General features: G+C 72.4%; 24 protein-coding genes. All 24 read left to right on the forward strand.

Annotated features, from left to right (window positions below; all coding sequences use genetic code 11):
* The first annotated feature begins 125 nt into the window (after window positions 1–125).
* The 24 genes from RB146_12155 to RB146_12270 all read left to right on the forward strand — a co-directional run bounded on the left by RB146_12155 (window position 126) and on the right by RB146_12270 (window position 24,695).
* Window positions 126–1,229 (forward strand): extracellular solute-binding protein, encoded by a 1,104-nt coding sequence (locus RB146_12155; GenBank protein ID MDQ7829722.1) that lies wholly within the window; start codon window positions 126–128, stop codon window positions 1,227–1,229.
* A gap of 48 nt (window positions 1,230–1,277) precedes the next feature.
* Window positions 1,278–2,357: an ABC transporter ATP-binding protein gene (locus tag RB146_12160; protein MDQ7829723.1), complete on the forward strand. Its 1,080-nt coding sequence runs from the start codon at window positions 1,278–1,280 to the stop codon at window positions 2,355–2,357.
* Window positions 2,358–2,397: 40 nt separating this feature from the next.
* On the forward strand, window positions 2,398–3,249 hold the full coding sequence (locus tag RB146_12165) for an ABC transporter permease (protein ID MDQ7829724.1): 852 nt from the start codon (window positions 2,398–2,400) through the stop codon (window positions 3,247–3,249).
* Entirely contained in the window at window positions 3,249–4,043 is a 795-nt protein-coding gene (locus RB146_12170) for an ABC transporter permease subunit (GenBank protein ID MDQ7829725.1), read from the forward strand. The genes RB146_12165 and RB146_12170 overlap by 1 nt, the downstream gene beginning before the upstream one ends.
* 28 nt (window positions 4,044–4,071) lie before the next feature.
* Entirely contained in the window at window positions 4,072–5,238 is a 1,167-nt protein-coding gene (locus RB146_12175; GenBank protein MDQ7829726.1) for a dipeptide epimerase, read from the forward strand.
* Window positions 5,235–6,113 carry a hypothetical protein gene (locus RB146_12180; protein MDQ7829727.1) on the forward strand — a complete coding sequence of 293 codons (879 nt, stop codon included), beginning with the start codon at window positions 5,235–5,237 and terminating at the stop codon, window positions 6,111–6,113. Before RB146_12175 ends, RB146_12180 begins: the two co-directional genes overlap by 4 nt.
* Before the next feature lie 2 nt (window positions 6,114–6,115).
* Window positions 6,116–6,922, forward strand: a complete 807-nt coding sequence (locus RB146_12185; protein MDQ7829728.1) for an SDR family oxidoreductase — start codon at window positions 6,116–6,118, stop codon at window positions 6,920–6,922.
* Between the two features lie 275 nt (window positions 6,923–7,197).
* Window positions 7,198–8,100: a dipicolinate synthase subunit DpsA gene (locus RB146_12190; protein ID MDQ7829729.1), complete on the forward strand. Its 903-nt coding sequence runs from the start codon at window positions 7,198–7,200 to the stop codon at window positions 8,098–8,100.
* 3 nt (window positions 8,101–8,103) lie between these two features.
* Window positions 8,104–8,952 carry an ABC transporter ATP-binding protein gene (locus RB146_12195; GenBank protein MDQ7829730.1) on the forward strand — a complete coding sequence of 283 codons (849 nt, stop codon included), beginning with the start codon at window positions 8,104–8,106 and terminating at the stop codon, window positions 8,950–8,952.
* Complete coding sequence (locus tag RB146_12200) at window positions 8,945–9,820, forward strand: ABC transporter permease (GenBank protein ID MDQ7829731.1); 876 nt, start codon at window positions 8,945–8,947, stop codon at window positions 9,818–9,820. Before RB146_12195 ends, RB146_12200 begins: the two co-directional genes overlap by 8 nt.
* The gene (locus RB146_12205) at window positions 9,820–10,458 is read left to right on the forward strand and encodes a cysteine hydrolase (protein MDQ7829732.1); all 639 of its coding nucleotides are present in this window, start codon (window positions 9,820–9,822) and stop codon (window positions 10,456–10,458) included. The genes RB146_12200 and RB146_12205 overlap by 1 nt, the downstream gene beginning before the upstream one ends.
* Window positions 10,459–10,460: 2 nt before the next feature.
* Complete coding sequence (locus RB146_12210) at window positions 10,461–11,609, forward strand: Xaa-Pro peptidase family protein (protein ID MDQ7829733.1); 1,149 nt, start codon at window positions 10,461–10,463, stop codon at window positions 11,607–11,609.
* Window positions 11,609–12,805: an aminotransferase class I/II-fold pyridoxal phosphate-dependent enzyme gene (locus tag RB146_12215; protein ID MDQ7829734.1), complete on the forward strand. Its 1,197-nt coding sequence runs from the start codon at window positions 11,609–11,611 to the stop codon at window positions 12,803–12,805. The genes RB146_12210 and RB146_12215 overlap by 1 nt, the downstream gene beginning before the upstream one ends.
* A 7-nt stretch (window positions 12,806–12,812) precedes the next feature.
* Window positions 12,813–13,487 carry a GntR family transcriptional regulator gene (locus RB146_12220; GenBank protein MDQ7829735.1) on the forward strand — a complete coding sequence of 225 codons (675 nt, stop codon included), beginning with the start codon at window positions 12,813–12,815 and terminating at the stop codon, window positions 13,485–13,487.
* Window positions 13,484–14,326: an ABC transporter permease subunit gene (locus RB146_12225; GenBank protein ID MDQ7829736.1), complete on the forward strand. Its 843-nt coding sequence runs from the start codon at window positions 13,484–13,486 to the stop codon at window positions 14,324–14,326. The genes RB146_12220 and RB146_12225 overlap by 4 nt, the downstream gene beginning before the upstream one ends.
* A gap of 59 nt (window positions 14,327–14,385) precedes the next feature.
* Window positions 14,386–15,411, forward strand: coding sequence for an ABC transporter substrate-binding protein (locus RB146_12230; GenBank protein ID MDQ7829737.1), 1,026 nt, complete (start codon window positions 14,386–14,388; stop codon window positions 15,409–15,411).
* On the forward strand, window positions 15,387–16,721 hold the full coding sequence (locus RB146_12235; protein MDQ7829738.1) for a M20/M25/M40 family metallo-hydrolase: 1,335 nt from the start codon (window positions 15,387–15,389) through the stop codon (window positions 16,719–16,721). Before RB146_12230 ends, RB146_12235 begins: the two co-directional genes overlap by 25 nt.
* Window positions 16,718–17,737 carry an ABC transporter substrate-binding protein gene (locus RB146_12240; protein MDQ7829739.1) on the forward strand — a complete coding sequence of 340 codons (1,020 nt, stop codon included), beginning with the start codon at window positions 16,718–16,720 and terminating at the stop codon, window positions 17,735–17,737. The genes RB146_12235 and RB146_12240 overlap by 4 nt, the downstream gene beginning before the upstream one ends.
* A gap of 20 nt (window positions 17,738–17,757) precedes the next feature.
* The gene (locus RB146_12245) at window positions 17,758–18,627 is read left to right on the forward strand and encodes an ABC transporter ATP-binding protein (GenBank protein ID MDQ7829740.1); all 870 of its coding nucleotides are present in this window, start codon (window positions 17,758–17,760) and stop codon (window positions 18,625–18,627) included.
* Between the two features lie 25 nt (window positions 18,628–18,652).
* A complete protein-coding gene (locus RB146_12250; protein MDQ7829741.1) occupies window positions 18,653–19,516 on the forward strand; it encodes an ABC transporter permease in 864 nt (287 codons plus the stop codon).
* Between the two features lie 44 nt (window positions 19,517–19,560).
* Window positions 19,561–20,586 carry an ABC transporter substrate-binding protein gene (locus RB146_12255; protein ID MDQ7829742.1) on the forward strand — a complete coding sequence of 342 codons (1,026 nt, stop codon included), beginning with the start codon at window positions 19,561–19,563 and terminating at the stop codon, window positions 20,584–20,586.
* A 37-nt stretch (window positions 20,587–20,623) separates the two neighbouring features.
* Window positions 20,624–21,796 (forward strand): Xaa-Pro peptidase family protein, encoded by a 1,173-nt coding sequence (locus tag RB146_12260; protein ID MDQ7829743.1) that lies wholly within the window; start codon window positions 20,624–20,626, stop codon window positions 21,794–21,796.
* A complete protein-coding gene (locus RB146_12265) occupies window positions 21,793–22,956 on the forward strand; it encodes a M20 family metallopeptidase (protein MDQ7829744.1) in 1,164 nt (387 codons plus the stop codon). Before RB146_12260 ends, RB146_12265 begins: the two co-directional genes overlap by 4 nt.
* Before the next feature lie 2 nt (window positions 22,957–22,958).
* Window positions 22,959–24,695 (forward strand): FAD-binding protein, encoded by a 1,737-nt coding sequence (locus RB146_12270; GenBank protein MDQ7829745.1) that lies wholly within the window; start codon window positions 22,959–22,961, stop codon window positions 24,693–24,695.
* The last annotated feature ends 95 nt before the right edge of the window (window positions 24,696–24,790 follow it).

Raw genomic sequence — 24,790 nt, forward strand, 5'->3', positions numbered from 1 at the left:
GCTTGCGGGGGGCGCGTGCCGCCCGCCGCTGCGGGCGCTGGGAGCGGCCGAGCGCGAGGAGCTGCGGGCGGTGCTGGAGGGCATCGGCGTGGTCGGCGTCGGACCTGGGGAAGGAGCGTGAGGGTATGGATCCGCTGCGCAAGATGAGTGAGGGTATGAATCGACCGGTGGCAGTGCTCGCAGTAGCGGCCTTCATCGCCTTGGGGACACTCCAGGCAGGGGCTGGAGCAGTCCGGAAGTACGAGGGCCGCACCATGACGGTCTATGCGGGTATTTCCCCCAGGGTTCGGGAGGACATCACTGAGTACATCGCGCCTCGATTGAAAGAGAAGTTCGGTATTGAGCTGGCGGTCGAGCCTTTGGGGTCTACTGTGATGCTTGAGAAGATCCTCGCCCAGCGTGCGCGCCCCAGGGTTAGCGTGGCGGGCTGGGATCAGCCGGTGGGGCTGCAGGCGTGTGTGATGGGACTCTGCGCGCCCATCGACCTGGCGAAGGCTCCTAACCTCAGGGCCGCGTACGACTGGGCGGTGATCAAAGTCGGGGGGGACGTTAAAGTGGTCGCGACGAGCCTCATCGGCGTGGGGCTCATCTACAACCGGGATGAGTTCGCCCGGCGCGGCCTGCGGCCGCCCACGTCCTGGAACGACCTCTGGCGTGACGATTTGCGCGGGCGCATCAGCATCACGGCTCCCGAGAGCACGTGGGGCCTAGCGGCACTCGTCATGTTGGCCAAGCTCGAGGGAGGGAGTGAGGCGAACATTGAGCCGGGCTTTGCCAGGATCAAGAGCCTCTTGCCACGCCTGCACACCATTCATACCTGGTCGTCTGAACTGGCCAAGCTCATACAGCTCGGAGAGGTCTGGCTGGGGACCACGGGTTCAAACATGGGCCCGGCCTTGAAGGGCCAGGGGTTCCCCGTGGAGTGGGTGGCGCCGCAGGAGGGTTCCCCGGTGGTCGGCGGAGGCATGTCTATTGTCGCCAACGCCCCCTACCCAGATGTGGCTCACGAGTACGTCAACCTCTACTTCAGCCCCGAGTTCCAGGTTCTGCGGGCGCGTAACGGGGGGCAGACGCCGACGACGCGCACAGGATACGCCAGGCTCTCCGCCCAGGAGAAAATTGACCTCCCTTTGCGGCCGCTGGGGAAGCTTGTCCACCTCGACTGGGCTACCATCATGCAGGCGCGGGAAGGGTGGATCGAGCGCTGGCAGCGGGAGGTCCGCAGGTAGGAGGTCACCGAGGGGCTCCGCCCACGCGCGGAGCCCCTCGGTTCCGGCATGGACGCGATCGTCGAGCTCACGGGCATCCACAAGGCGTTCGGGCGCCAGGCGGTCCTGACCGACCTCAACCTGTCGATCAGACCCCGGGAGTTCGTCACACTCCTGGGGCCTTCGGGGTGCGGCAAGAGCACGACGCTCAACCTGATCGCCGGGTTTCTCCGCCCGGACCGGGGGATCGTCGCCATCCGGGGACGTCCGGCCAACGACGTGGAGCCGCGCCGACGCGGCCTCGGCATGGTCTTCCAGACCTGGGCCCTCTTCCCCCACATGTCAGTCTTCGAGAACGTGGCCTTCGGCCTGCGGATTCAGGGCCGCCCCCTGCACGAGATCCGGAGGAAGGTCGGCGAGATGCTGGCGTTGGTCCGCCTTCCCGGGATCGAGGAGAAGTACCCTTCACAGCTCTCCGGAGGGATGCAGCAGCGTGTGGCGCTGGCCCGGGCGCTGGCCGTCGACCCGGACATCCTCCTGCTCGACGAACCCTTGAGCAACCTGGACGCGCGGCTCCGGAAAGACATGCAAGTCGAGCTCAAGCGACTCCATGAGCAGCTCGGCATCACCACGATCTTCGTCACGCACAACCAAGAGGAGGCGCTGGTAATGTCCGACCGGATCGCGGTGATGCACCAGGGCCGCATCGTCCGCATGGGCCCTCCGCACGAGCTGTACCGCGATCCTCGATCGCGTTTCGTCTGCACGTTCCTGGGGGACGCCAACGTCTTCGAGGGGGAAGTGGACCGCATCGATGGGCGGATCGCGGTCGTCACGGCAAGCGGGCTGCGGTGGCGAGTCCAACTGAGCCCGGACGGCCGCGGACCCCGCGGGAGACGCCTGACGCTGGCCCTTCGACCCGAGCTCCTCAAGCTACAGCTCCAGCCCACCGGTGCCGATAACTCCTTTTCCGGAAGGGTCAAGGATGTGGTCTACAAGGGGAGCAACGTGTCCTACTACGTGGACCTAGGTCCGGTCGAGGTCCTAATCGTCGAGCCCGCCAGTGAGATGGGGATAGCGGTGCGCGAAGGAGACAAGGTCTTTGCGGAGTGCGGAGCCGGCGCCTTTAGCGTCCTGGACGAAGAGTGAGGCCGTCTCACGCTGGAGGGGGCAGAGGGTCCTGCGCCCGTTGCGCGGACTCATCCCGCTCTTGCCCGGTCTGGCGATCCTCGGCGTCTTCTTCCTCGTGCCCATGCTCGAACTTGTGCGCATGAGTGTCCTGAGACACGACCCCGTGCAGATCTTCACCGCGCAGCTGACCCTCGCGAACTACAGGCGCATCTTCTCCGATTCGTTTTACATCACGATGGTCGTGACGTCCCTTCAGGTCGGTCTCGCCACCACCCTAGCTGCCCTCCTGGTGGGGTACCCGCTGGCGTACTATCTCACAACCATCCGCGGGTGGGAGCGGACCCTGATCTCGGCGGCGTGCCTCTTGCCCATCTTTGTCACCGTGGTCGTCGGCACGCTCGGCTGGTTCATCATGTTTTTGCCGTTCGGCGTCACGCAGAGGATGTTGCACGCCCTCGGCTTGGTGGACGGGCCTCTCCGGCTGCTGAACACCCTCGAGGGGCTGGTCGCGGCCATGGTTTTCCTGGAGGCACCGTACGCCATCCTGATCCTGGCCAGCAGCATCCAGAACGTGGGGCAGGACAAGGTCAACGCCGCCCGCGTGCTCGGCGCTTCGACCGCCCAGATCTTCCGGAAGATCATGATCCCCCTGACGATGCCGGCCATCGTCAGCAGCGCGGTCCTGGTGTTCTCCCTGAGCATTTCGTCCTACCTGGTACCGGCCCTGATCACCGGGGGCACGCTCAGACTGCTGCCGCTGGCGATCTTCACCTACACGACCGACGTCATCAACTGGCCGTTCGCGTCAGCGCTGGCTGTGGTCCTGCTCGTGCTGGTGCTGGGCGTGACCTACACGGTCACAGCGGTCACGAACCGCCTCACCGCGCGGGGGAAGTGGCAGGTGGTCTGATGGGACGGACGCTGCTGCGTCTGTATGCCTACCTGATGACCGCGGTCTTCTTCCTGCCCATCGCCGTGACCGTGCCCGTCGCCGTCACGACCACTGGCTACGTCACCTTTCCCCCCGTCGGGTTCACCCTCAAGTGGTTCCACGCAGCCTTCGCCGACAAGATCCTCATGGACGCGCTCGGCCGCAGCGTCATGCTGGCGCTCACTTCGTCCGCCGTCTCCGTCGCGGTAGCCTTCCTGGCGGCGTTCGCGGTGGAGCGGAACGGCTTTCGTGGCAAGGACGTCATCGAGACCTTCTTCATGGGGCCGAAGATGGTCCCGCAGATCATCCTCGTCTTGGGGTTGCTGGTCTTTTACGAATCCGTCGGTCTCGCCGAGACGGCCGTCGGGCTGCTCATGGCCCACGTCATGATCAGCCTGCCGTTTGCGTTCCGCGCTCTCCTCGCCACCATCGGGGCGATCGACCGTCGGCTCGAGTGGAGCGCTGAGATCCTGGGGGCCAGCCGCGTGCAGGTCCTGACGCGCATCATCCTGCCGCAGATGAAGACCGGTGCCTACGCGGCCTTCATCTTCGCCTTCATGGCGTCCTTCACGAACGTCACAATGGCCCTCTTCCTGGCCGCCGTCGGTAGAAAGACCCTTCCCGTGGAGATGTTCCATCGGATGCACGTCGGAGGCATGAGCCCCACGCTCCCGGCGCTGGCGTTCGTTCTGGCGCTCGTCGGCATCGGCGCGTTTATCGTCGCCGACCGCACTGTCGGTATCTACAAGTACCTGGGAGGCACAGGCCACTAGGGGCCGCACAGCTCTGGAAGGACTCGGGTTGCGTATCACTGAGGTAGCGATCTATCGCGTCGACCTCCCCCTGGCGGAGCCCTTCGAGCATGCGTCCTCAGGACTGGTTACCGCTCTGGAGGAGGTCGTCGCGGCGGTCCGCACAGATGCCGGGCTCACCGGGTACGGAGAGGTGCGGGGCAACTGCGGCTACGTGACTGGCGACGTCCCGGACAGGGTGGTCGCCGTCGCCGCCCATCTGGCGCCGTTGCTCCTGGGCCGCCCTGTGGAGGACCTGGCCCGGCTCCGGGCCGCTCTCGAGGATGCAGTCGTCGGCAACACGGCGGCCAAGGCCCTCCTCGACATCGCCCTCCACGACCTCCTGGCCCGCGCGCGGGGCATCTCCGTGGCGGAGCTGCTCGGGGGCCAGGTGCACGACCGGCTGCCCACCGACGTCAGCGTGCCTTTCGGCACGGTCGAGGCTGCGGCAGACCAGGCTCGCCGGGCGGTCCGCGAAGGGTACCGCACGATCAAAGTGCGCGTCGGCGGGCCGACCGCGGTCGACGAGGCCCGGCTGGCGGCGGTCCGGGAAGCCGTCGACGCAGCAGACGGCCCGGAAGTCGCGGTCGCGGTCGACGCTAACGGGGCGCTGGAGGCCAAGGAGGCCGTACGCCGCCTGCGGCGGTGGGAGCGGTATGGGCTGGGGTGGATCGAGCAGCCGGTCCCTGCGTGGGATATCCGGGGGCTGCGGTACGTGCGCGAACATACCGACATCCCGGTCATGGCCGACGAGTCCGTCCTCGGGCCCCGGGAGGTGCTGGCGCTGGTCCGGGAGCAGGCGGTCGACATGCTGCACTTCAAGCTGGTGAAGGCGGGAGGGTTCGTGCCCGTCCGCCGCATGATGGCGATCGCCGAGGCCGCCGAGATCCCTTACATGGTCGGGCAGATGGACGAGGGCATGGTGGCGACGGCAGCGGCGGTCCAGTGCGCTGCAGCCTCCCGGGCCGCCTTCTTCGAGGTGCACGGGCACCAACGCGTCGCGATGCAGCCCTTCTCGGGCATCCAGGTCGCTGGCGGCGCCGTCATCGTCCCGCGGGGCCCGGGCCTCGCGGTGGACGTGGACGAGCGCGCGCTGAAGCTCGTCTTCCTCGTCAGGGCGGACGACGTACGCGGAGGGGTCTCGTCGGGCGGGACGTCGTCAGGGTCGGCCGGATGAGCCGCCGAGAGGTCCGACTGCTCCCCGTCCTGGACACCGACCCGCCCGGCTACAACGCCGTGGTCTCGGGTCGCGTAGCGGCAGACGACGTGGCGGGTCCGGGCGTGCTGTCGGATCGGCTGGTCGAGACCAAACGGGCGCTTGAGGCCTTTCTGGAGATCACCGGAGGCCGCGGTGTCGTGAACGTCCACACGAGCCCGTTCTTCCGCTTGACGTTCCTGACCGAACCGTTCCTGGCCCTCTGGCACATGGCCAGCGCCGGCGGCTGTGACATCGCCCTGCACGCGCACGAGGACCGGCCCGGAGGCCGTACCTGGTTCCACGACCGGGTGCACGTGGCCCGCGTGCTCGCGGAGGGCTCGGCGAAGCTGCGGGAGGCGGGCCTGACCGTGCGCGCCTTCCGGAGCGGCTACTGCGCCTTCTCGACCCACCTCATCCCCGTCCTCGAGGCGAATGGGATCGACGTGGACCTGTCGGCTGCCCCCGGCATCGTCAACCCCGAGCGGGACGTGGACTGGCTCGGAGGCCCCACGACGGCTCAGTGGCTCGACGCGCGGGATTACAGGACGGCGCCGCCCCGCGAGCCTAGCCGGGTCCTGACGGTCCCCATCGGATGGGACGGATGGCCCGGAGGGTACGCCGGCCACTACCTTTTCAACGAGGTGAACACAGAGGCCGACCTCGCGCGCGTGTATCACGAGATCCGTCGCCGCGCCGAGCGCGAGGGACGGCCGCAGACGGTCCTGTTCCTCTGCCACGCCTATGGTCTGTGCCACGCGGCATGGCGTGCACAGGCCGACCGCTTCCTGTCGGCCGTGCGCGACGACCTGGTGGGCGTGGAGGATGTTAGAGCCGCAGTTGGGGAGGACGGGTGAGGATGGACCGGCGCGCCACCGAGCCTGCCCTGGAGGGCAAGGTCGCCCTGGTCACAGCGTCCACCGACGGGCTCGGCTTTGCCTGCGCGCTGCGGCTGGCCGAGGCCGGGTGCGCCGTCGCCGTCTGCGGTCGCCGCGAGGACCGGGTTGAGGCGGCCCGGGCGGCCATTGCGGAACGGAGCGGGAAAGCCGTAGTGGGGGTCGCCGCCGACCTGCGGCATGCAGACGACATCGACCGCCTCTTCCGGCGGACCCTCCAGGCACTGGAGCGGCTGGACATTCTCGTGGTGAACAGCGGCCATGTCCCATACGGGGGGCTGGAGTCGCACCCCGACGAGACGTGGCAGGAGGCCTTCGAGCTGCTGCTGCTGAGCGCGGTGCGGCTGGCCCGGCTGGCCGTGCCCGTGATGCGATCACAAGGCGGCGGCGACATCGTGTTCCTCACGTCGTCCGTGGTGAAGGAGCCGAAGCCTCACCTGTTACTTTCTAGCGTGATGCGGACCGGGGTCGCGGCTCTGGCCAAGACCCTCTCCCGTGCGCTCGCCCCCGATAACATCCGCGTGAACACGGTGGCTCCGGGCTACTTTGACACGGGCCGGATCCGTGCCCGCCTCGAGGAGTTGCGCACGACGCAGGCGCTCGGGTCGGAGGAGGCGCTGCGGCGGGTCGCCGGCGAGATCCCTCAGGGGCGGCCGGGGGACCCGCGCGAGCTGGCCGAGCTGGTGGCCTTTCTGGTGAGCCGGCGGACCGCCTTCCTGACGGGGGCCACGATCGTTGTGGACGGCGGCGCCAGTCGCGCCCTGCTTTGATGGCATCTCAGTCAAGGACTACGGAAGGGATCGGCTGGGCATAGTAGAAAGTATCAATTTGCCATGATACATGATACTCAATCCGAAGCGCTGGAGGGGAAATGAGGAAGAACCGTCCAGGCGACGCCATGGGGACCGGGACGGGACAGGCTCCAGAGGGGCTAGGGGTCGCCTGGAGGCAAGGATCGCTTGGGGGCTGTTCACGCCATTCCCCATGCTCTTTGCGATGACGACTGAAGCCTGGGCCTCGGGGGCCTCGGCCGGAGGGGGAGAGGATGAGCGGGGAGCTGGCCGGCTGGGTCGTGGCCGTCCTGGGCGGCGACCGCCGGATGCTCGAGCACATGCGCCAGGCCCGCGCCGCCGGGGCCACCGTCCAGCACTACGGGGCGGCCCCCGGCGCGGAGGAGGCGGCCGGCGCGCCGGAGGCGCCGTCGCTGGCCGCGGCGGTGCGCGGGGCGCGCCTCATCTCCTGCCCCATCCCCGGGCTCGGGACCGACCACAGCCTCTACGCGCCCTTCGCCCGCGAGAAGCTCTTCCTCACCACCGAGGTCCTGCGCGGCGCGGCGCCGGGGGCGCTGATGTTCATGGGGCGGGTGAGCCCGCAGATCGCCGCCTGGGCGGAAGGCACCCCGGTCACCCCCATCGGATACGGGGACGACGACCCGCTCGCCATCATGCACGCGGTACCCACGGCCGAAGGGGCGCTCAAGGAGGCCATCACCCACACCGAGGAGACGATCCTCGGCCTGCCCACGCTGTGCATCGGCATGGGCCGCGTGGGGATGAGCGTGGCCCGGGCTTTCCGCGCGCTGGAGGCCCAGGTCACGCTGGCCGCGCGCAACCCCTCGCAGCTCGCCCGGGCCTGGGCCATGGGCCTGGCGACGGTGCACCTGCGGGAGCTGCCGCAGGTCATCGAGCGCTTTCCGCTGATCGTCAGCTCCGCCTCGGGGCTCGTCCTGACGGGCGACCTGCTGGCCCGGACCCGACCCGACGTCGTGATCATCGACCTCTGCTCCCCGCCGGGGAGCGTGGACTTCGCCGCCGCCGCCGACCTGGGCCGCAAGGTGATCTGGGCGCGCGGGCAGGCCGGCACCGCCCCCCGGACCTCCGGCTACAACGAGTGGCAGGTGATCATGCGCCTGCTGCGCGAGCGCGTCCCGGACCTGCGCCGGAGCTGAGGCGTGGCGACGCTTCCCCAGCCTCGAGCGGAGGCGGCGCCGGTGGCCGCGCCGGCCGTCCTGGCGGCGCGCGGGGTCTACAAGATCTTCGTCTCCGGCCGGCCCCGGCGGGCCATCACGGCCCTGCGCGACATCAGCCTGGAGGTCCGGGCGGGGGAGTTCCTGGCCCTCATCGGCCCGTCGGGGTGCGGCAAGTCCACCCTGCTCAACATGTTCGCCGGGCTGGTGACCCCCACCGACGGGGCCGTCCTGCACGACGGCCGCCCCGTCCGCGGGGTGAACACCCGGGTAGGGTACGTCACCCAGGACGACAACCTCCTCCCCTGGCGCACGGCCCTGGCCAACGTGGAGATCGCCCTCGAGCTCAAGGGGGTGCCGCCGGCGGAGCGGCGCGCCCGCGCCCTGGCCGGGCTGGCGCGCGTCGGCCTGCGCGGCTTCGAGCACCACTACCCCCACGAGCTGTCGGGGGGGATGCGCAAGCGGGTCTCCATCGTGCGGACCATCGTCGACGAGACCGTGAACGTCGTGCTGATGGACGAGCCCTTCGGCCCGCTGGACGCGCAGACGCGCCTGGTGCTGCAGGACGAGCTGCTGCAGCTCTGGCAGGGCAGCGGGCGCACGGTCGTCTTCGTCACCCACGACCTCGTCGAGGCCATCGCGCTCGCCGACCGGATCGCCATCTTCACGCGCGCCCCGGGGACGATCAAGGCCGTCCGCCCGGTCCCGATCCCGCGTCCGCGCGACGTCTTCCACATTCACGAGGCTCCCGGGTTCGCGCCGGTCTACGACGCTATCTGGGAGGACCTGCGGGAGGAGATCACGGGGCGGCGGCCGGGAGATGGAGATGGCTGAGGGCGTCCTGCGCCCGGGGTGGGAGGGGGCCGTGCCCCGCGAGGAGGCGCTCGCCCGGCAGGAGGTGTACCGGGCCGCGCGCGGGGAGCAGCGAGAGACGCTCCTCGTCCTCCTCTGGCAGGCCGGCCTGCTCGCGGCGCTGCTGCTGGGGTGGGGGCTGGCCTCGGGACGCGTCCTGGACCGCCTCTTCCTCAGCGACCCCCTGGCCGTGGGGAGGGCCTTCTGGCGGGTGCTCCTGGACGGCACGCTGTGGTTCCACCTCCGGTTCACCCTCCTCGAGACGCTCCTCGGCTACGTGGGCGGGGCCGTCGCGGGCCTGGTGGCAGCCGGCCTGGTCGTACTGGTCCCGGGACTGGAGCCTCTCCTCCGCCCCTTCGTGGTCGTGGCCTACGCGGTGCCGAAGGTGGCCCTGGCGCCGCTGATGATCCTCTGGTTCGGCATCGGCGTCCTGCCGAAGGTCCTGCTGGCCGGGACCTTCGTCGCCTTCCTGCTCTTCCTCAACACGCTGGCGGGGGCTGGAGGGGTCAGCCCCGACCTGGTGGCCGTGGTGCGGGTGATGGGGGCGTCGCGGCTCGCCGTCCTCCGCCGGGTCGTCCTGCCGGGCGCGACCCCGTTCGTGCTGGCGGCGCTGCGATTGGCCATCCCCGCCGCGCTCATCGGCGCTATCGTCGGGGAGTTCATCAGCAGCAACCGCGGCGTGGGCTACCTGATCAACGCGGCGAGCTCGCGCTACCGCACGGCCGAGGTCTTCGCCGGCATCGTCGGGCTCCTGCTGGTGGTCCTGGCCATGAACGCGGCGGTCTCGGCGGTGGAGCGCCGCGCCCTGCGCTGGGTGCCGCGCGGCCGGGACCCGCTGGGGGTGCGGTGATGGCGATCCTCACTGCGCTGGCGGAGGTGCTGGCGCCGCAGCGCTGCGCCCTCCTCGTCGTCGACGTCCAGCGCGACTTCGTCCACCCGGCAGGGTGGAGCGCGCGGCGCGACCCGCAGGCGGCGGCCCTCCGCGACGTCGTGCCGGTCATCAATGCCCTGGTGCGGGGCGCCCGGCGCGCCGCGGTCCCCGTGGTCTACGTGACCATGGAGCACGGCCCGGAGGTGGACGCGCCCAACTACCAGGCCCGCTACGCCCGGCGAGGCATGACCGACGAGATCCTCTGCGCCCGGGGGAGCTGGGGCGCCGCCCTGGACGACACCCTGCTGCCCCCCGAGCCGGGAGACCTGCGCGTGGTCCGCCACACCTACGACGCCTTCGCCCGCACGTCCCTCCACGACCTCCTGCAGGCGCGCGGGGTGGAGACCGTGGTGGGGACCGGCGTGGTGACCGACCTGTGCGTCCGCACGACGCTCGAGCACGCCTTTGCCCTCGGGTACTACGTCGTGGCGGTGGAGGACGCCACCGCCGCCGTGCCTCCCGAGGCCGCCCGGGCGGCGCTCGATCACCTGGCCCGGTTCGTCGGCGAGGTCGTCCCCGCCGCGACCGTGCTGGGGGTGTGGAGCCGGGAGGCCTAGCCGTGGACCCCCGCCACCCCCCGGCGGTGCCGCTGGCCGAGTACCGCAACCGCGTGGAGGCGCTGCGGGCGCGGCTGGCCGCGGTGGGGGTGGAGACGTTGCTGGTCTTCACCCCGGAGAACGTCTGCTACCTCACCGGCTACGAGACCATCGGCTACGCCTCGTTCCAGGCGCTGGTGGTGCGGCCCGAGGCCCTCCTCCTGTTCGTGCGTGAGATGGAGCGCACGGTGGCGGAGACGACCACCTGGCTCGACGACTTCGCCACCTACGCCGACACCGAGGACCCGGCGACCGCCCTCCTGGCCCTGCTCGACCGCCGGGGTTGGCGGCACGGCCGGGTGGCCGTCGAGCTGGCCACCTGGTTCGCGACCCCCGCGCTCGTGGACCGGCTGCGCGCCGGCCTGGACGAGCCGGTGGACGGGAGCGGGCTGGTGGAGGAGGGGCGCCGCGTCAAGTCACCGGCGGAGGTGAGCTTGATCCGCCAGGCGTGCCGCATCACCGAGGCCGGCATGGCGGCGGCCCTGGAGGCGGTGCGGCCCGGCGTCACGGAGCAGGCGGTGGCGAAGGCCGCCTACGGAGCGATGATGGACGCCGGCAGCGACTTCCTCGTGGGCGACCCCATCGTCACCTCGGGGTGGCGCTCGGGCGTGGCCCACACCACCTTCGGCGGGCGCACCCTGGAGCCGGGAGACACCGTGCTCCTCGAACTGGGCGGGTGCCGGCGGCGGTACTTCGGCCCCCTCATGCGCAGCGCCGCCCTCCCGCCGGTGCGCCCGGAGGTCCGCCGGATGGCCCGCGCCCTCCGGCAGGCGCTGGAGGCGGCGATCGCCGCGATCCGTCCGGGCGCGACCTGCGGGGACGTGGACCGGGCCTGTCGGGACGTGCTCGCCGACGCCGGCTACGCCGACCTCTTCCGCAAGCGCACGGGCTACTCCGTAGGCGTGGCCTTCGCGCCCGACTGGGGGGAGGGGCACATCCTCTCCCTGCGCCCTGACGACCCCACCCCCCTGGAGCCCGGCATGGTCTTCCACATCCCTCCGGCGCTGCGCGTCCCGGGGGAGTTCGGGCTGGGGTGCAGCGAGACCGTGCTCGTGACCGCCGAGGGGGCGGAGGTCCTCACCGCCTTCCCCCGGGACCCCTACGTCCCGTGATGCGCCCGCTCGCCGCCGTCGCCGCCACCACCGCCTCCGCCACGGGCGCGGTCGAGGACAAGGTCCGCCGCCTGCGGCGGTCGGGGCGGCCGGTGCTCAGCTTCGCCGAAGGGGAGCCCGACATCGTGACCCCGCCGGGGATCCGCCGCGCGGCGGTGCGGGCGCTGGAGGACGGGGCGACGCGCTACACCGATCCGGCGGGGACGCTGGAACTGCGGGAAGCGATCGCCGCGCACCTGGCCCGGGGCGGCTGGGGGACGTACGCCGCCGACCAGATCGTCGTCACCGCGGGGGCCAAGGCGGCCATCTACACGGCACTCGCGGTCCTGTGCGACCCCGGCGACGAGGTCCTCATCCCCACGCCCTGCTGGGTCTCCTTCCCCGAACAGGTGCGCCTCCTGCGCGCCCGCCCGGTGCTCGTGCCCAGCGACCGAGGTTTCCTGCCGGATGAGGGGGCGATCGCCGACGCCATCACGGACCGGACCAAGGTCCTCATCCTCAACACGCCGCACAACCCCACCGGCGCCGTCTACCCGCCGGCGCAGGTCGACCGGCTCGTGCGCCTGTGCGCCGCCCGCGGCGTCTACACCCTCCTGGACGCGGTCTACACCTACTTCACCTACCCGGAGCCGCAGGCTCCGCCGGCGCTGGAGCCGCGCGAGGCCGTCCTGCTGGTGGACTCCTTCTCCAAGACCTACGCCATGACGGGGTGGCGTCTGGGCTATGCGGCCGGCCCCCGGCGGGTCCTGCAGGCCATGGCGGCCTACCAGAGCCATAGCGCAGGCAACCCCAACGCCCCGGCGCAGGCCGCCGGGGTGTGGGCGCTCGCCCACGGCGACGACGGGGGTGCCCTGCGGGCCGCCTACCGCCGGCGCCGCGACCTCATCGTCGCCGGCCTGCAGCGCCTGCCCGGCATCGCCTGCCCGCTCCCCGACGGAGCCTTCTACGTCTTCCCGGACGTCCGGGGCGTCTACCCTCGCCTGCCGGCGGGCTACCCGCGGAGTGCCGCCGGCGTGGCGCGGTGGTGGCTGGAGGAGGCGGGGGTGGCCACGGTGCCGGGCGAGGCCTTCGCCTGGCCGGGGCACGTGCGCTTCTGCTACACCCCGCCGGAGGCGGTGATCGAGGAGGCCCTGGCCCGGCTGGCCGATCTCATGGACCGCCGCCCCATCGGGGCCAGCGGTGGAAAGGGGGCGTGAGGAGACCGTGCGCGACGACGTGACCGTTCGCTACCGCACCGCCACCGAGCACGCCTTCATCACCCTGAAGCGGTGGATCACCGCCGGGGTGCTGGCGCCCGGGGCGAGCATCGATCAGGCGGAGCTGAGCCAGCGCCTGGGGATGAGCCGGGTGCCGGTGCGCACGGCGCTGGAGCGCTTGGCCAGCGAGGGGCTCGTGGCGCTGACGCCGCGCCGAGGTGCCGTGGTGATGCCGCTCTCCCTGCAGGAGATGTCCGACCTGTACGTCGTGCGCTGCCACCTGGAAGGCCTGGCCACGGAGCTGGCCGCCGACCGGCTCACCGAGGCGGACGTCGAGGCCCTGGCGCGCATCCTCGCCCAGACCGAGGAGGAGGTCCGGCGGGGCGACCTGGAGGCCTTCCTGGCCAGCAACCGGGCGTTCCACATGCGCATCTACGCCGCCAGCGGGAACGCCGTGCTGATCCGCGTGATCGGCGGGCTGTGGGACCTCAGCGAGCGCTACCGCCGGGCCTACCTGCAGCTCCCCGCGCGCGCGGAGGAGTCCACCGCCGAGCACCGCCACATCTTCGACCTCCTCCGGGCGCGCCGCGGGGTGGAGGCGGCGGCCTTCATGCGCGAGCACAACGCCAAGACCATGCGGGTGCTGGCCGAGTACTACGGGCGGGAGGGCGGGGGGGCATGACCGGACCGTCGCGCGAGGCGGCCCTGACCGTGCGCGTCCTGTCGCAGCAGGAGGCCGGCGAGCGGCTGCGGCGGGCGGGGCTGCTGGCCGGGCGGGCGCTGCTCGTGGGGGCGGCGCTGCTGGCCTGGAGCGCCGCCTCGGGGACGGTGGTAGACGCCCAGTTCGTCAGCGACCCGCTCTCGGTCGCCCGCGCCCTCGCCGCACTGGCCGCGTCCGGGCGGCTGTGGCCGAACCTGGGCCAGACCGTGGCGGAGGTCCTCATCGGCTACCTCCTTGGCGGGGGGCTCGGGGTGGCGGTGGCCCTACTGGTGGGGGTCGTCCCCACCGCGCAGCGCGTCCTGCGCCCCTTCCTCCTGGCGTTCTACGCCATCCCGAAGATCGCGCTCGCCCCGCTGATCGTCATGTGGTTCGGGCTGGGCCTCGCCCCCAAGGTGCTGCTGGCGGCGATCTTCGTCTTCTTCGTGGTCTTCATGAACGTCGTCACCGGGATCTTCAGCGTGAGCCCCCACCTGGTGGCCACGCTGCGCGTCATGGGCGCCTCGCGCACGACGCTGCTCTGGAAGGTGACGCTGCCGAGCACGATCCCCTACCTGACCTCGGGGCTGCGCATCGGCATCCCGGAGGCGATGATCGGCGCGGTCATCGGGGAGTTCATGGCGGCCACGCGCGGGTTGGGCTACCTGGTCAACGCCGCGGCCGCGCAGTTCAACACGACGGTGACGCTGGCGGCCATCGCCGCGCTGGTCGGCGTCGTCGTCCTCATGGACGGGGTCCTGACCCTGGCGGAGGCGCGGCTGCTCCGGTGGCGCCCCCGGGCGGTGCTGGCCGGCCGGGCCTGACGGACTGTCGAGACGGCGGGCCTGAGGGCCCGCCGAGACGGTGGGAGGAGGTGGCAGGAGTGCAGAGGACGTGGAGGAGGTTGCTCGGGCTCGCCCTGGCGGCCGCGCTGGTGGTGGGGTCCGTCGCCGTCGCTCCGACGGCGGCCGCGCCGACGCGGGTGAAGCAGGCCGGGTTCAAGGTGGTGGACCTGGCCGTCCCCTTCCTGGCCCAGGCCCGCGGCGCCTTCGCCCGCCACGGGCTGGCCTGGGAGTACGTCGAGATCGACAGCGGGAAGCTCGGCGTCTCGGCGTTGCTCAGCGGCAACGTCCAGTTCGTCGACCTGGCCCTGGACGACGTCGTCGCCCTCCAGCGGGAGGGCCGCGACCCGATTCTCGTCTACTCCATGGTCAACGCCCTGACCATGGACCTGGTGGTCCGGAACGACGTGCTGGCGCGGCTCGGCGTCACGCCCCGCTCCCCGCTGGAGGCCCGCTTGAAGGCCCTGCGCGGCCTCACCTTCGGCATCACCCGGCCGGGGGCGGTGACGCAGCTCTTCCCCCAGTACCTGTTGCGCAAGGCCGGCTACGACCCGGAGAAGGACGCCACCTTCGTCCAGGTCGGCCCGGGGCAGGCCCTGGTCGCGGCGATGAAGAGCCGGCGCATCGACGCCTTCATGCTCTCGGCTCCGGCACCCTACCTGCTCGAGCGGGACGGGGTGGGGACGGTCCTCATCAAGAACTCCGCCGGGGACGGCCCGCCGGAGTTCGCCGACTTCGCCTTCGAGTCGATCGCTGTGCTGCGGGGGTGGGCGGAGCGCCACCGCCCGGTGGTCACCGCCTACATCCGGGCCCTGAACGAGACCTACACCTGGATGGTGGCCAACCGCGCCGCCGCCCTGCGGGTACTCCAGCCCTTCTTCCCCGACACCGACGCGGCCACGCTGCGGCTCTCCTTCGAGGCGCTCATCCCGGCCATCAAGCCGGGCGGGCGCCTCTCGGAGCGGGCCGTCCGTAACCAGGCGCAGGTGCTGGTGGCGATCGGCGCACTGGACGCCATGCCCGCCACGCGCGAAGGGGTGCTGTGGACCAATCGCTACCACCGGTAGTCGACCTGCAGGAGGCGGTGCGGGAGGTCATCGGCCGCCGCCGGAGGGAGTACGTGCGCTGGCTCACCGAGGTCGTGGCCACCCCCAGCGTGAACCCGCGCTACCCGGGCGGGACGGGCGAAGGAGCGGTCCAGGCCCGCCTGGCCGCCCTCCTGGCCGCGGAGGGAATCGTGGCGACGCTGCGCCCCGTCGACCGCGAGGCCGCGGCCCGCCTCGCGCCGGACGTGCCGCTGAGCGCGTCCTACGAGGGTCGGCCGAACCTGCTCGCCCACCTGGGCCCCCCGCGCCACCTCCTCCTCCTGACCAGCCACAGCGACGTCGCCGGGGTGGCCGCCGACGAGGGGTGGCGCCACGACCCGTTCACGCCGCGCCTGGCGGGCGGGGAACTGGCCGGTCGGGGCGCCGTGGACGCCAAGGGGGCGCTGGTGGCGATGGCGGCGGCGCTGGCCACGGTCCGTGCGCTGGAGGTTCCGCTGCAGCGCGGTGTGCTGCTCGCCAGTGTGGTCGACGAGGAGGCAGGGGGCGGGGGGATCCTCGGGCTGCTGGCCGACGGCGTGCGTCCGGCCGCGGCCGTGGTGGGCGAGCCCACCGACCTGCGCGTGTGCCCGGCTACGCGCGGCCACTGGCTGGTGCGCCTCGCCGTGCCCGGACGGCCGGCGCACCCCGGGCTGGCGCACGAAGGGGTGAACCCGGTGGACCCGGCCTACCGCCTGGTCCAGGCGGTGCGGGCGGCCGCAACCCTGCTGGACCGCACGCGGCCGCACCCGCTGTGGGCGCACCAGCCGGTGCAGCACGTCTGCAACCTGGCCACCTTCGAGGCGGGCCGCTGGGGCCAGAGCGCGGCGGTCCCCGCTGAGGCGCGGCTCGAGGTCATGGTGGGGACCGTCGGGGCGGAGTCCCTGGACGAGGTGCGGGCGGTGGTCGACCGGGTGCTGGAAGAGGCCGCCCGCGGCGACCCGTGGCTGGCCGCCCACCCGCCCCGGGTGGAGTGGACCGCCCGGCGCCACCGCGGCGCGGAGACACCGCCGGACGCGCCGGTGGTGACGTTGCTGCGGTGGGCGGTGGCGAGGGCCACCGGACGGCCGGCGCGGGTGGAGGGGCTCAGCGCCGTGACCGACATGCGCCACCTGGTGTGGTCGGGCGGCGTGCCCACCGTGAACGTCGGTCCAGGGGACATGCGTGTCGCCCACACGGCGGCCGAGACCCTCCCGCTCCAGGCCTTCCTGGCTGCGGTGGAGGTCTATGCGCTGGCCATCCTGGGGTGGGGCGGCGGCCTGCCGGTGGGCTCTGGAGAGGAGGGAGTGATGTGAGGAAGGCCGCAGGGGTTGCAACGCTCGTCCTGGCGGTGCTGCTCGCGGCGACGGTGGTCCCCTCGCACGGGCAGGCGCCGATCAAGCTGCGCCAGACCGGGTTCCGGGTCCTGTACATGGCCCCGGTCTACCTGGGCATCGAGCGCGGGTTTTTCCGCGAGGAGGGGATCGACCTCGAGTACGTCGAGATCCAGAGCGGCGTGCTGGGGCCGGCCTCGCTGGTGGGCGGCCAGGCCCACTTCTCGGACATCGACCCGCTGCAGACGGCCGAGCTGCGCACCCAGGGGTACTCCCTGCTCATGATCTACAACCTGGTGAACCGCGTGACGCTGGACTTCATCCTGCGCAATGAGGTGGCCGACCGGCTGCGGGTGACCCGCCAAACGCCGCTCCCGGAGCGCTTCCGGGCCCTGCGCGGCCTCAACATCGGCATCACCCGCCCGGGGGCACCCACTGACATCTTCCCCCGCTACTTCCTGCGGCGGGCCGGGCTCGACCCCGACCGCGACGCCAACCTGGTGCAGGTGGGCGGGGTGCCGGCCCTGGCGGCGGCCTTCCGGGCCGGTCGGATTGACGGGTTCATGCTCTCGCCCCCGCTCCCGCAGCAGCTGGAGCAGGAAGGGCTGGGCCGGATCATCATCAAGAACACGGCCGGCGATGTCCCCGAGCTGAGCAACCTCACCTACGTCGCCCACGTGGTGACGAAGGCCTTTGCCCGGAACAACCCGCGGCTCGTGCGCGCCTACGTGCGCGGCCTCCAGCGGGCCAACGCCTGGATGCGCCAGAATCCCACCGACGCCCTGCGCCTGCTGCACCAGAAGTACTTCACCGACACCTCCCCCGAGGTGCTGCGCCTCTCCTGGGATGCCCTGCTGCCGGCGATCAGCCGCGACGGCCGCTTCACGGAAGCCGGCATCAAGGCCTACCTGAACGTCTTCGAGACCATCGGGCAGACCTTCCGCATCGACACCAGCGAGGGCGACCTGTGGACCAACGAGTTCCTCAGCGGACGCTGACCGCACCGGAGGGGGACGGCGTGCGACCGGACGGGGCGGAGCCGCCCCGGGCGCTCGTCGGCGCTCCCGGGGAGACGGCGATGCAGGCGGCCATTGAGCTGCGGGACGTCTACCGGCTCTTCACGCTGCCCCGCGGCCGCAGCATCGACGCCTTCGTGGCCCTGGAGGGGGTCTCGCTCCGCGTGGCCGAGGGGGAGTTCGTCTCCATCGTAGGACCCAGCGGCTGCGGGAAGTCGACCATCCTCAACCTGATCGCGGGCCTCCTGGCCCCCACCGCGGGCCAGGTGGTCGTCTTCGGGCGCCCCGTGCGCGGCCTCAACCGGGCGGTGGGGTACGTGACCCAGGACGACAACCTCCTCCCCTGGCGCACCACGCTGGCCAACGTGGCCATGCCCCTGGAGTTCCGCGGCGTGCCGGCGGACCGCCGCCGCGCCCGGGCCGCGGCGCTCATCGCCCAGGTGGGCCTGCAGGGGTTCGAGCACCACTACCCGCACGAGCTCTCGGGCGGGATGCGCAAGCGCGCCTCCATCGCCCGCACCCTGGCCTACGACCCGGTGGCGCTCCTGATGGACGAGCCGTTCGGGCCGCTCGACGCCCAGACCCGCGTGATCCTCCAGGACCAGCTGCTGCGGATGTGGGAGGGGTCGGGGCGGACGGTGGTCTTCGTCACCCACGACCTGGTGGAGGCCGTGGCGCTGAGCGACCGGGTTATCGTCATGACGCGCGCGCCGGGCCGCTTCAAGCGGGAGGTCGTCGTGGACATCCCCCGGCCGCGGGACGTCTTCCACATCCACGCCCACCCGCGCTTCCCCCTGCTCTACGAGGCCATCTGGCAGGAGCTGCGGGAGGAGCTGGGGCGGGACGCGCTGGGACCCGGGCCGGGGCGCTGAGGCCCGGGGGAAGGAGGAAGGCTCGATGGCGGTCGCCGAGACGGCAGGACGGCCGGAGGTCGTGCAGCGCCTCAAAGCGGCGGTGGCGGCACGGGAGCGGGAGCGGCGACGGCGCGAGCGCGCCGTCATCCTGGCCGGCCGGGTCCTCATCGTCGTCGGGCTGCTGACGAGCTGGGAGGCGCTCTCCGGCCGGGTGCTGGATCCGTTCTTCGTGAGCAGCCCCTCCCGCATCGCCCGCGCCTTCGTCGACCTGCTGCTCCACCACGAGCTCCTGGTGCACGCCCAGTACACGACCATCGAGACGCTGGCGGGGTTCGCCATCGGGTCGGCGGCGGGCATCGCCCTGGCCTTCCTGCTGACCTCCCTCGGACGCCTGTACGAGATGACCGAGCCCATCCTGGTGGCGCTCTACGGGATCCCGCGCACGGCGCTGGCCCCCCTGTTCATCATGTGGTTCGGCATCGGCATCACCAGCAAGATCGTCATCGCCGCGCTCTTCGTCTTCTTCGTCGTCTTCATGAACACCGTGGCGGGCATCCGCGGCACCAGCCCGCAGATGGTGGACCTGGTCCGGCTGATGGGGGCCAGCGGCGGCGACGTCCTGGTGAAGGTCGTCCTCCCCTCGGCCCTGCCCTACATCCTCACGGCGCTGCGGATCGTCGTCCCCACCGCCATGATCGGGGCCATCGTGGGGGAGTTCATCTCGGCCCAGCGGGGCCTGGGGTTCCTGATCAGCCGGTCCACCTTCGAGTTCTCGACCCATGCGGCGTTCGCCGGGATCTTCGCCCTCATGGTGGTGGTGGTCGTGATGAACGCCGCGATCGGGGCCGTCGAGCGGCCGCTCATGCGGTGGCGGCCGCAGCAGCGCATCTCCGGGAACGGCGGGTGACGGCGCGCCGGCCCGGGGAGGGCGTGTCCGAGGAGGGAGGGAGCATGCGGCGAGTGACGATGTGGGTACTCGTAGTGCTGGCTGGAGTGACCCTGGCCGCCCCGGCGGGCGGGCAGGGGCTGACCCGCGTGAAGTTCTCGTACTTCCCCGCGTTCCACACGATGACCGTGATGGTGGCCTCGGGGCTCGACCTCTTCCGTCAGGAGGGGCTGGACGTCGAGATGATCCAGGCCAGCAGCGGGGCGCTGCAGCCGATCCAGCTCATCAGCGGCGAGGTGGACCTGACCACCGTCGGGCTGGAGAACGTCGTCGCCCTGCGGCGCGAGGGCAAGCTGACGACCCACATCTACGTCCTGGTCAAGCGCATGAGCCAGGACTTCGTCGTGCGCAACGAGGTGCTGCGGGCCCGGGGCGTGACGCCCCAGGATCCCATCGAGCGCCGGCTGGCCGCCCTGCGCGGGATGCGCATCGGCTACACCCTGCCCAACGCCCCCACCGACCGCTACGCCCGCTACTACCTGCAGAAGGCGGGGCTGGTGCCGGGCCGGGACGCCGAGATGGTCCAGGTGGGCTCGCCGACCTCGCTGGTGGGGGCGATCCGTCAGGGGCGCATCGACGCGTTCATGCTCACCCCGCCCACGCCCCAGCTCGTCGAGCTGGACGGTATCGGCACCATCCTCATCTACGGGACGCGCGGGGACGTGCGGGAACTGGACAACTACCCGTACACAGGGCTGTCCGTCCGCACGGAGTGGGGGCGCCGCAACCGGGACACCCTGGTCCGGTTCGTCCGCGCGCTGCACCGCGCCCGCCAGCTCATCGCCACCGACCGGGAGCGTTCCCTGCAGGCCCTGCGCCGCTTCTTCCCCCAGATGGAGGAGCGCGCGCTGCGGGCGGGGTACGAGGCCATGCTCCCGGCCCTCTCCGAGGACGGCTCCCTCGACCAGGCCACCGTGAAGCGCTTCCTCGACCTGGGCTTCGAGATCGGACTGCTCACCGGGACCCGTCCGTCGGATCGGGAGGGCGTGCTGTGGACCAACGAGTTCGTCCGGCTGGCCAGGGGCCGCTAGCCGTCCGGCCGGCCGGGAGCCGCGAGGAGGGATGGCGATGGCTGTGACGTTGCCGCCGATCACCCGGACGCCCGTCTTCCCCCGGGAGGAGTTCGAGGCCCGACTGGCGCGCGTGCGGGCGGCCCTGAACGAGCGCGGGGACGACGCCCTGCTGGCCTTCGCGCCCGAGACGCTCTTCTACCTCACCGGCTACCAGACGTTCGCCGGGCGCACCTACGCGGCGCTGCTCGTGCCCCCCCGCGGGGCGCCGGTGCTGGTCCTGCGCTTCCTGGAGTCCTTCCTGGCCGCGCTCTACAGCGAGGTGGCCGAGGTGGTCACCTACGACGACCACGAAGACCCCCTGGAGGTGACGGCCGCCGCGGTGCGGGCGCGCGGGTTCGGCCGCGCCCGGGTGGCCTTCGAGGAAGGGGCCCCGGGGCTGAGCGCGGCCGTGCGCCGCCGCCTCGGCGGGCTCCTCGATGGGGTGACGGCCAGCGACGGCACCGCCATCGTCGAGCGCCTGCGCCGGGTGAAGTCCCCCCGCGAGGTCGAGCACATGCGCCGCGCCGCCCGCATGACCGAGGCGGGGATGCGGGCCGGCCTGGAGGCGTGCCGCCCCGGCGCCACGGAGAACGACGTGGCAGCGGCGGCCATGGCCGCCCTCGCGCGCGCCGGGTCCGAGTACTTCCCGTGCGACCCCATCATCACCTCGGGCTACCGCGCGGGCATCCCCCACACCAGCTTCGAGCGCCGCCGCCTCGAGCCGGGCGACACGGTGCTGCTGGAGATGACCGGGGTCTACGGCCGCTACGTCGCGCCGCTGATGCGGGCCGCCGTCCTGGGCGAGCCCTCCCCGGCGGTGCGGCGCATGGCCGACCTCTGCCTGGAGGGTCTGGAACGCGCCATCCAGGCCGTCCGGCCGGGGGCCACCGCCGGCGAGGTGGACGACGCCTGCCGCCGGGTCATGGAGGAGGCGGGCGTCTACCAGCAGTTCCGCAAGCGCACGGGGTACTCCGTGGGGTTCGCCTTCCCGCCCAACTGGAACGAGGGACACCTCATCAGCCTGCGCCGCGACGACCCCACCGTGCTGGAACCGGGAATGGTCTTCCACATGCCGCCGGCGCTGCGGGACTACGGGGTGAGCTGCGTGGGGTTCAGCGAGACCGTCGTGGTGACCGCGCAGGGGTGCGAGGTGCTGACGCACTTCCCGCGGGAGCTGGCTCTCCGGTGACCGACCCGCGCGCCTGGGTGGAACGCCACCGGGAGGACCTCGTGGCTTTCCTGCGGGAGATCGTCGAGCGGGAGAGCCCGACCGAGGCGAAGGCGGCGGTCGACGCGCTGGGGCAGGTCTTCCAGGAGGCGTACCGCGCCCTGGGGTGCGCGGTGTGCACGGTCCCCCAGGCGTCGTACGGGGACCACGTCGTGGCCGAGACGCCGCCCGTCCCGGGGCCCAGGGTGCTGCTGGTCGGCCACCTCGACACCGTCTACCCCGTGGGGACGGTGGCGCGGCGTCCCTTCACGCTGCGCGACGGGCGGGCCTACGGCCCGGCGGTGATGGACATGAAGGGCGGGCTCGCGGTGATGCTCTTCGCGCTGCGGGCGCTCGCCGCCACCCGCCGCCTGGGCAACGCGCGCGTCGTGCTCAACAGCGACGAGGAGCCCGGGTCCCCCACCTCGCGGGACCGGTGGGCGGCATGGAGCGCCGACGCCGACTGGGCCTTCGTCCTGGAGCCCGCGCAGCCGGACGGCAGTCTGGTCCTGCGCCGCAAGGGGGTGGGGATCTTCCGCCTGGAGGTGACGGGCCGCGCGGCGCACGCCGGGGCCGAGCCGGAGCGCGGCGCCAACGCCATCCTCGCCCTGGCCCACCACGCGCTGGCGGTTGCGGCCCTGGCCGACCCCGCCGCGGGCACGACGGTGAACGTCGGCGTGGTGCGCGGCGGGACCCTCCCCTACGTCGTGCCGGCCGCCGCCGAGGCGCTGATCGACGTGCGCGTGCCCACCCGGGCGGAGGCGGAGCGCGTGCTCACGGGGCTGCGCGCGCTGGAGGCGGCCGAGCCGGTGGCGGGGACGCGCCTGCAGGTCCACGGCGCCTTCCACCGCCCGCCCATGGAGCCGGTGGAGGGGACCGCAGCCCTGGCGGCGCTGGTCGAGGCGTGCGGGCGCGAGGTCGGGCTGGCTGTGCGCTTCACCGCCACCGGCGGAGCCTCCGACGGCAACAACCTGGCCGCGTCCGGCATCCCCACGGTGGATGGCATGGGCCCGGCTGGGGCGGGGGCCCACAGCGAGGAGGAGTGGGCCGACGTGGCCAGCCTGGTCCAGAAGACGCAGCTGCTCGCCCTCGTGCTGGACCGCCTCTGGGCGGGGGCGCTGCCCGGGCGGTCGAGGAGGTGACGATGGTCCGCACGGAGACCTACGAGACCGACGTCCTGGTGCTGGGGGGCGGCCTGGCCGCCCTGCGCGCGGCGTGGGAAGCGGCGCGCCTGGGGGCGCGTGTGACCGTCTGCGTCAAGCGCAAGCTCGGCCGCTGCGGCTCGTCGGCCATCACCTCGGGCGGCTACGCCGTGGCCCACCCGGCCATCACCCCCCAGGACTCGTGGCAGCGCCACTACGCCGACACGCTGGTGGGCGGGGCGCTCATCAACGACCGCCGCCTGGCCCGGGTGCTGTGCCAGGAGGCGGGGGAGCGGGTCGAGGACCTGCTGCAGCTGGGCGTGCCCTTCGCCCGCCACAACGGGGCCTACCGCCTCTCCCCCAGCGGGGACCACTCCTCGCCCCGCGTGCTGGTCCCTGTCCACATGCGCGGCACGGACCTGACCCTCCCGCTGCGCGAGGCGGTGCTGGCCTCCGGCGTGCAGCCGCTGGAGGAGACCCGGGCGCTGGCGCTCCTGGTGGACGACGGACGGGTGGCGGGGGCCGTGGGCCTGAACGCCGACCGCGGGACCCTCGTGGTCGTCCGCGCCGGCGCCACCGTCATGGGCACGGGCGGCGCCGGGCGCCTCTTCACCGTCACCAGCAACCCGGTGGACGTGACGGGGGACGGCTACGCGCTGGCGGCGCGGGCCGGCGTCCCGCTGCGCGACATGGAGATGGTGCAGTTCTACCCCTGGCGGGCCATCCGGCCCTTCAAGGGGTCGCGCGTGCCCATCCAGCCCTCCACCTTCGCCGTGGGCGCGCGCCTGTACAACCGCCGCGGGGAGCGCTTCATGGCGCGCTACGACCCGGAGCGGCTCGAGTCCACCACGCGCGACATCGCCGCGCGCGGGATCTTCGACCAGATCCGGCTCGGCGAGGACGTGGAGGGCGGGGTGATCCTCGACCTCTCCGGGGTGAGCGACGAGGACTTCGTCGCGACGAACCTCAAGGTCGTCGAGCGGCTCCAGCCGCGCGGCCTCTCCTTCCGCGAGGTCCGGTTCATCATCGCCCCGGAGGCCCACTTCATCATGGGCGGCATGGTGATCGACGAGGTGGGCCGTACGCCCCTTGGCGGCCTCTACGCCTGCGGGGAGGCGGCGGGCGGGATCCACGGGGCCAACCGCCTGAACAGCAACGCCATCCCCGACACGCAGGTCTTCGGCGCGCGCGCCGGCCGCGCCGCCGCCGAGGCCGCGCGCACCGAGCGCCCGGGACGCGTGGACGACGGCGTGCTCCGGGCCTGGGCCCGGCGGGTCGAGGGGCTCGGCAGCGGCCCCGGGCCGCAGCAGGGCACCCTCGCCGCCCTGCGCCAGGAGCTGCAGCAGGTCGTCTCGCTGGCGCTCGGCATCGTCCGGACGGCGGCGGGGCTGGAGGCGGGGCTCACCGCCCTCGACCGCCTCCGCGCGCGGCTGGCCGCCACTCCCGTCACCACCGCGGGCGAGTTCGAGGAGGTCGTGGAGCTGGAGTGCATGGCCGACGCGGCCGAGCTCATGATGCACGCCGCCCTCCACCGCACCGAGAGCCGGGGGGCGCACTTCCGGGAGGACTGCCCCGAGCAGGACGACGCCGGGTGGCTGCGGACGGTGGTGGTGACCCGCGAGCGGGACGGCGCCTGCCGGGTCGCCACCCGGCCCATCGACCGCGACGGGGACGAGACGGTCCTGGGCGGGGCCACCCCCGGGCAGGTGCGGCGCATCGAGGGAGAGTTCGTGGAGTAGGGAGCGGGGACGGGGCGTCGCGGCGTGGAGCGCGTCGACCTGAACGCGGACGTGGGGAGCGGCTACGGGCGCTGGACGCTCGGGGACGAGGGCGC

The sequence above is a fragment of the Armatimonadota bacterium genome, assembly GCA_031081585.1.
Classification (GTDB): domain Bacteria; phylum Sysuimicrobiota; class Sysuimicrobiia; order Sysuimicrobiales; family Humicultoraceae; genus Geohabitans; species Geohabitans tengchongensis.

Coding starts and splice junctions, on each gene's coding strand:
- RB146_12260 (MDQ7829743.1), top strand. CDS start 20,624: ATGGCTGTGACGTTGCCGCCGATCACCCGGACGCCCGTCTTCCCCCGG.
- RB146_12255 (MDQ7829742.1), top strand. CDS start 19,561: ATGCGGCGAGTGACGATGTGGGTACTCGTAGTGCTGGCTGGAGTGACC.
- RB146_12190 (MDQ7829729.1), top strand. CDS start 7,198: ATGAGCGGGGAGCTGGCCGGCTGGGTCGTGGCCGTCCTGGGCGGCGAC.
- RB146_12205 (MDQ7829732.1), top strand. CDS start 9,820: ATGGCGATCCTCACTGCGCTGGCGGAGGTGCTGGCGCCGCAGCGCTGC.
- RB146_12200 (MDQ7829731.1), top strand. CDS start 8,945: ATGGCTGAGGGCGTCCTGCGCCCGGGGTGGGAGGGGGCCGTGCCCCGC.
- RB146_12250 (MDQ7829741.1), top strand. CDS start 18,653: ATGGCGGTCGCCGAGACGGCAGGACGGCCGGAGGTCGTGCAGCGCCTC.
- RB146_12185 (MDQ7829728.1), top strand. CDS start 6,116: ATGGACCGGCGCGCCACCGAGCCTGCCCTGGAGGGCAAGGTCGCCCTG.
- RB146_12225 (MDQ7829736.1), top strand. CDS start 13,484: ATGACCGGACCGTCGCGCGAGGCGGCCCTGACCGTGCGCGTCCTGTCG.
- RB146_12160 (MDQ7829723.1), top strand. CDS start 1,278: ATGGACGCGATCGTCGAGCTCACGGGCATCCACAAGGCGTTCGGGCGC.
- RB146_12180 (MDQ7829727.1), top strand. CDS start 5,235: ATGAGCCGCCGAGAGGTCCGACTGCTCCCCGTCCTGGACACCGACCCG.
- RB146_12155 (MDQ7829722.1), top strand. CDS start 126: ATGGATCCGCTGCGCAAGATGAGTGAGGGTATGAATCGACCGGTGGCA.
- RB146_12170 (MDQ7829725.1), top strand. CDS start 3,249: ATGGGACGGACGCTGCTGCGTCTGTATGCCTACCTGATGACCGCGGTC.
- RB146_12215 (MDQ7829734.1), top strand. CDS start 11,609: ATGCGCCCGCTCGCCGCCGTCGCCGCCACCACCGCCTCCGCCACGGGC.
- RB146_12270 (MDQ7829745.1), top strand. CDS start 22,959: ATGGTCCGCACGGAGACCTACGAGACCGACGTCCTGGTGCTGGGGGGC.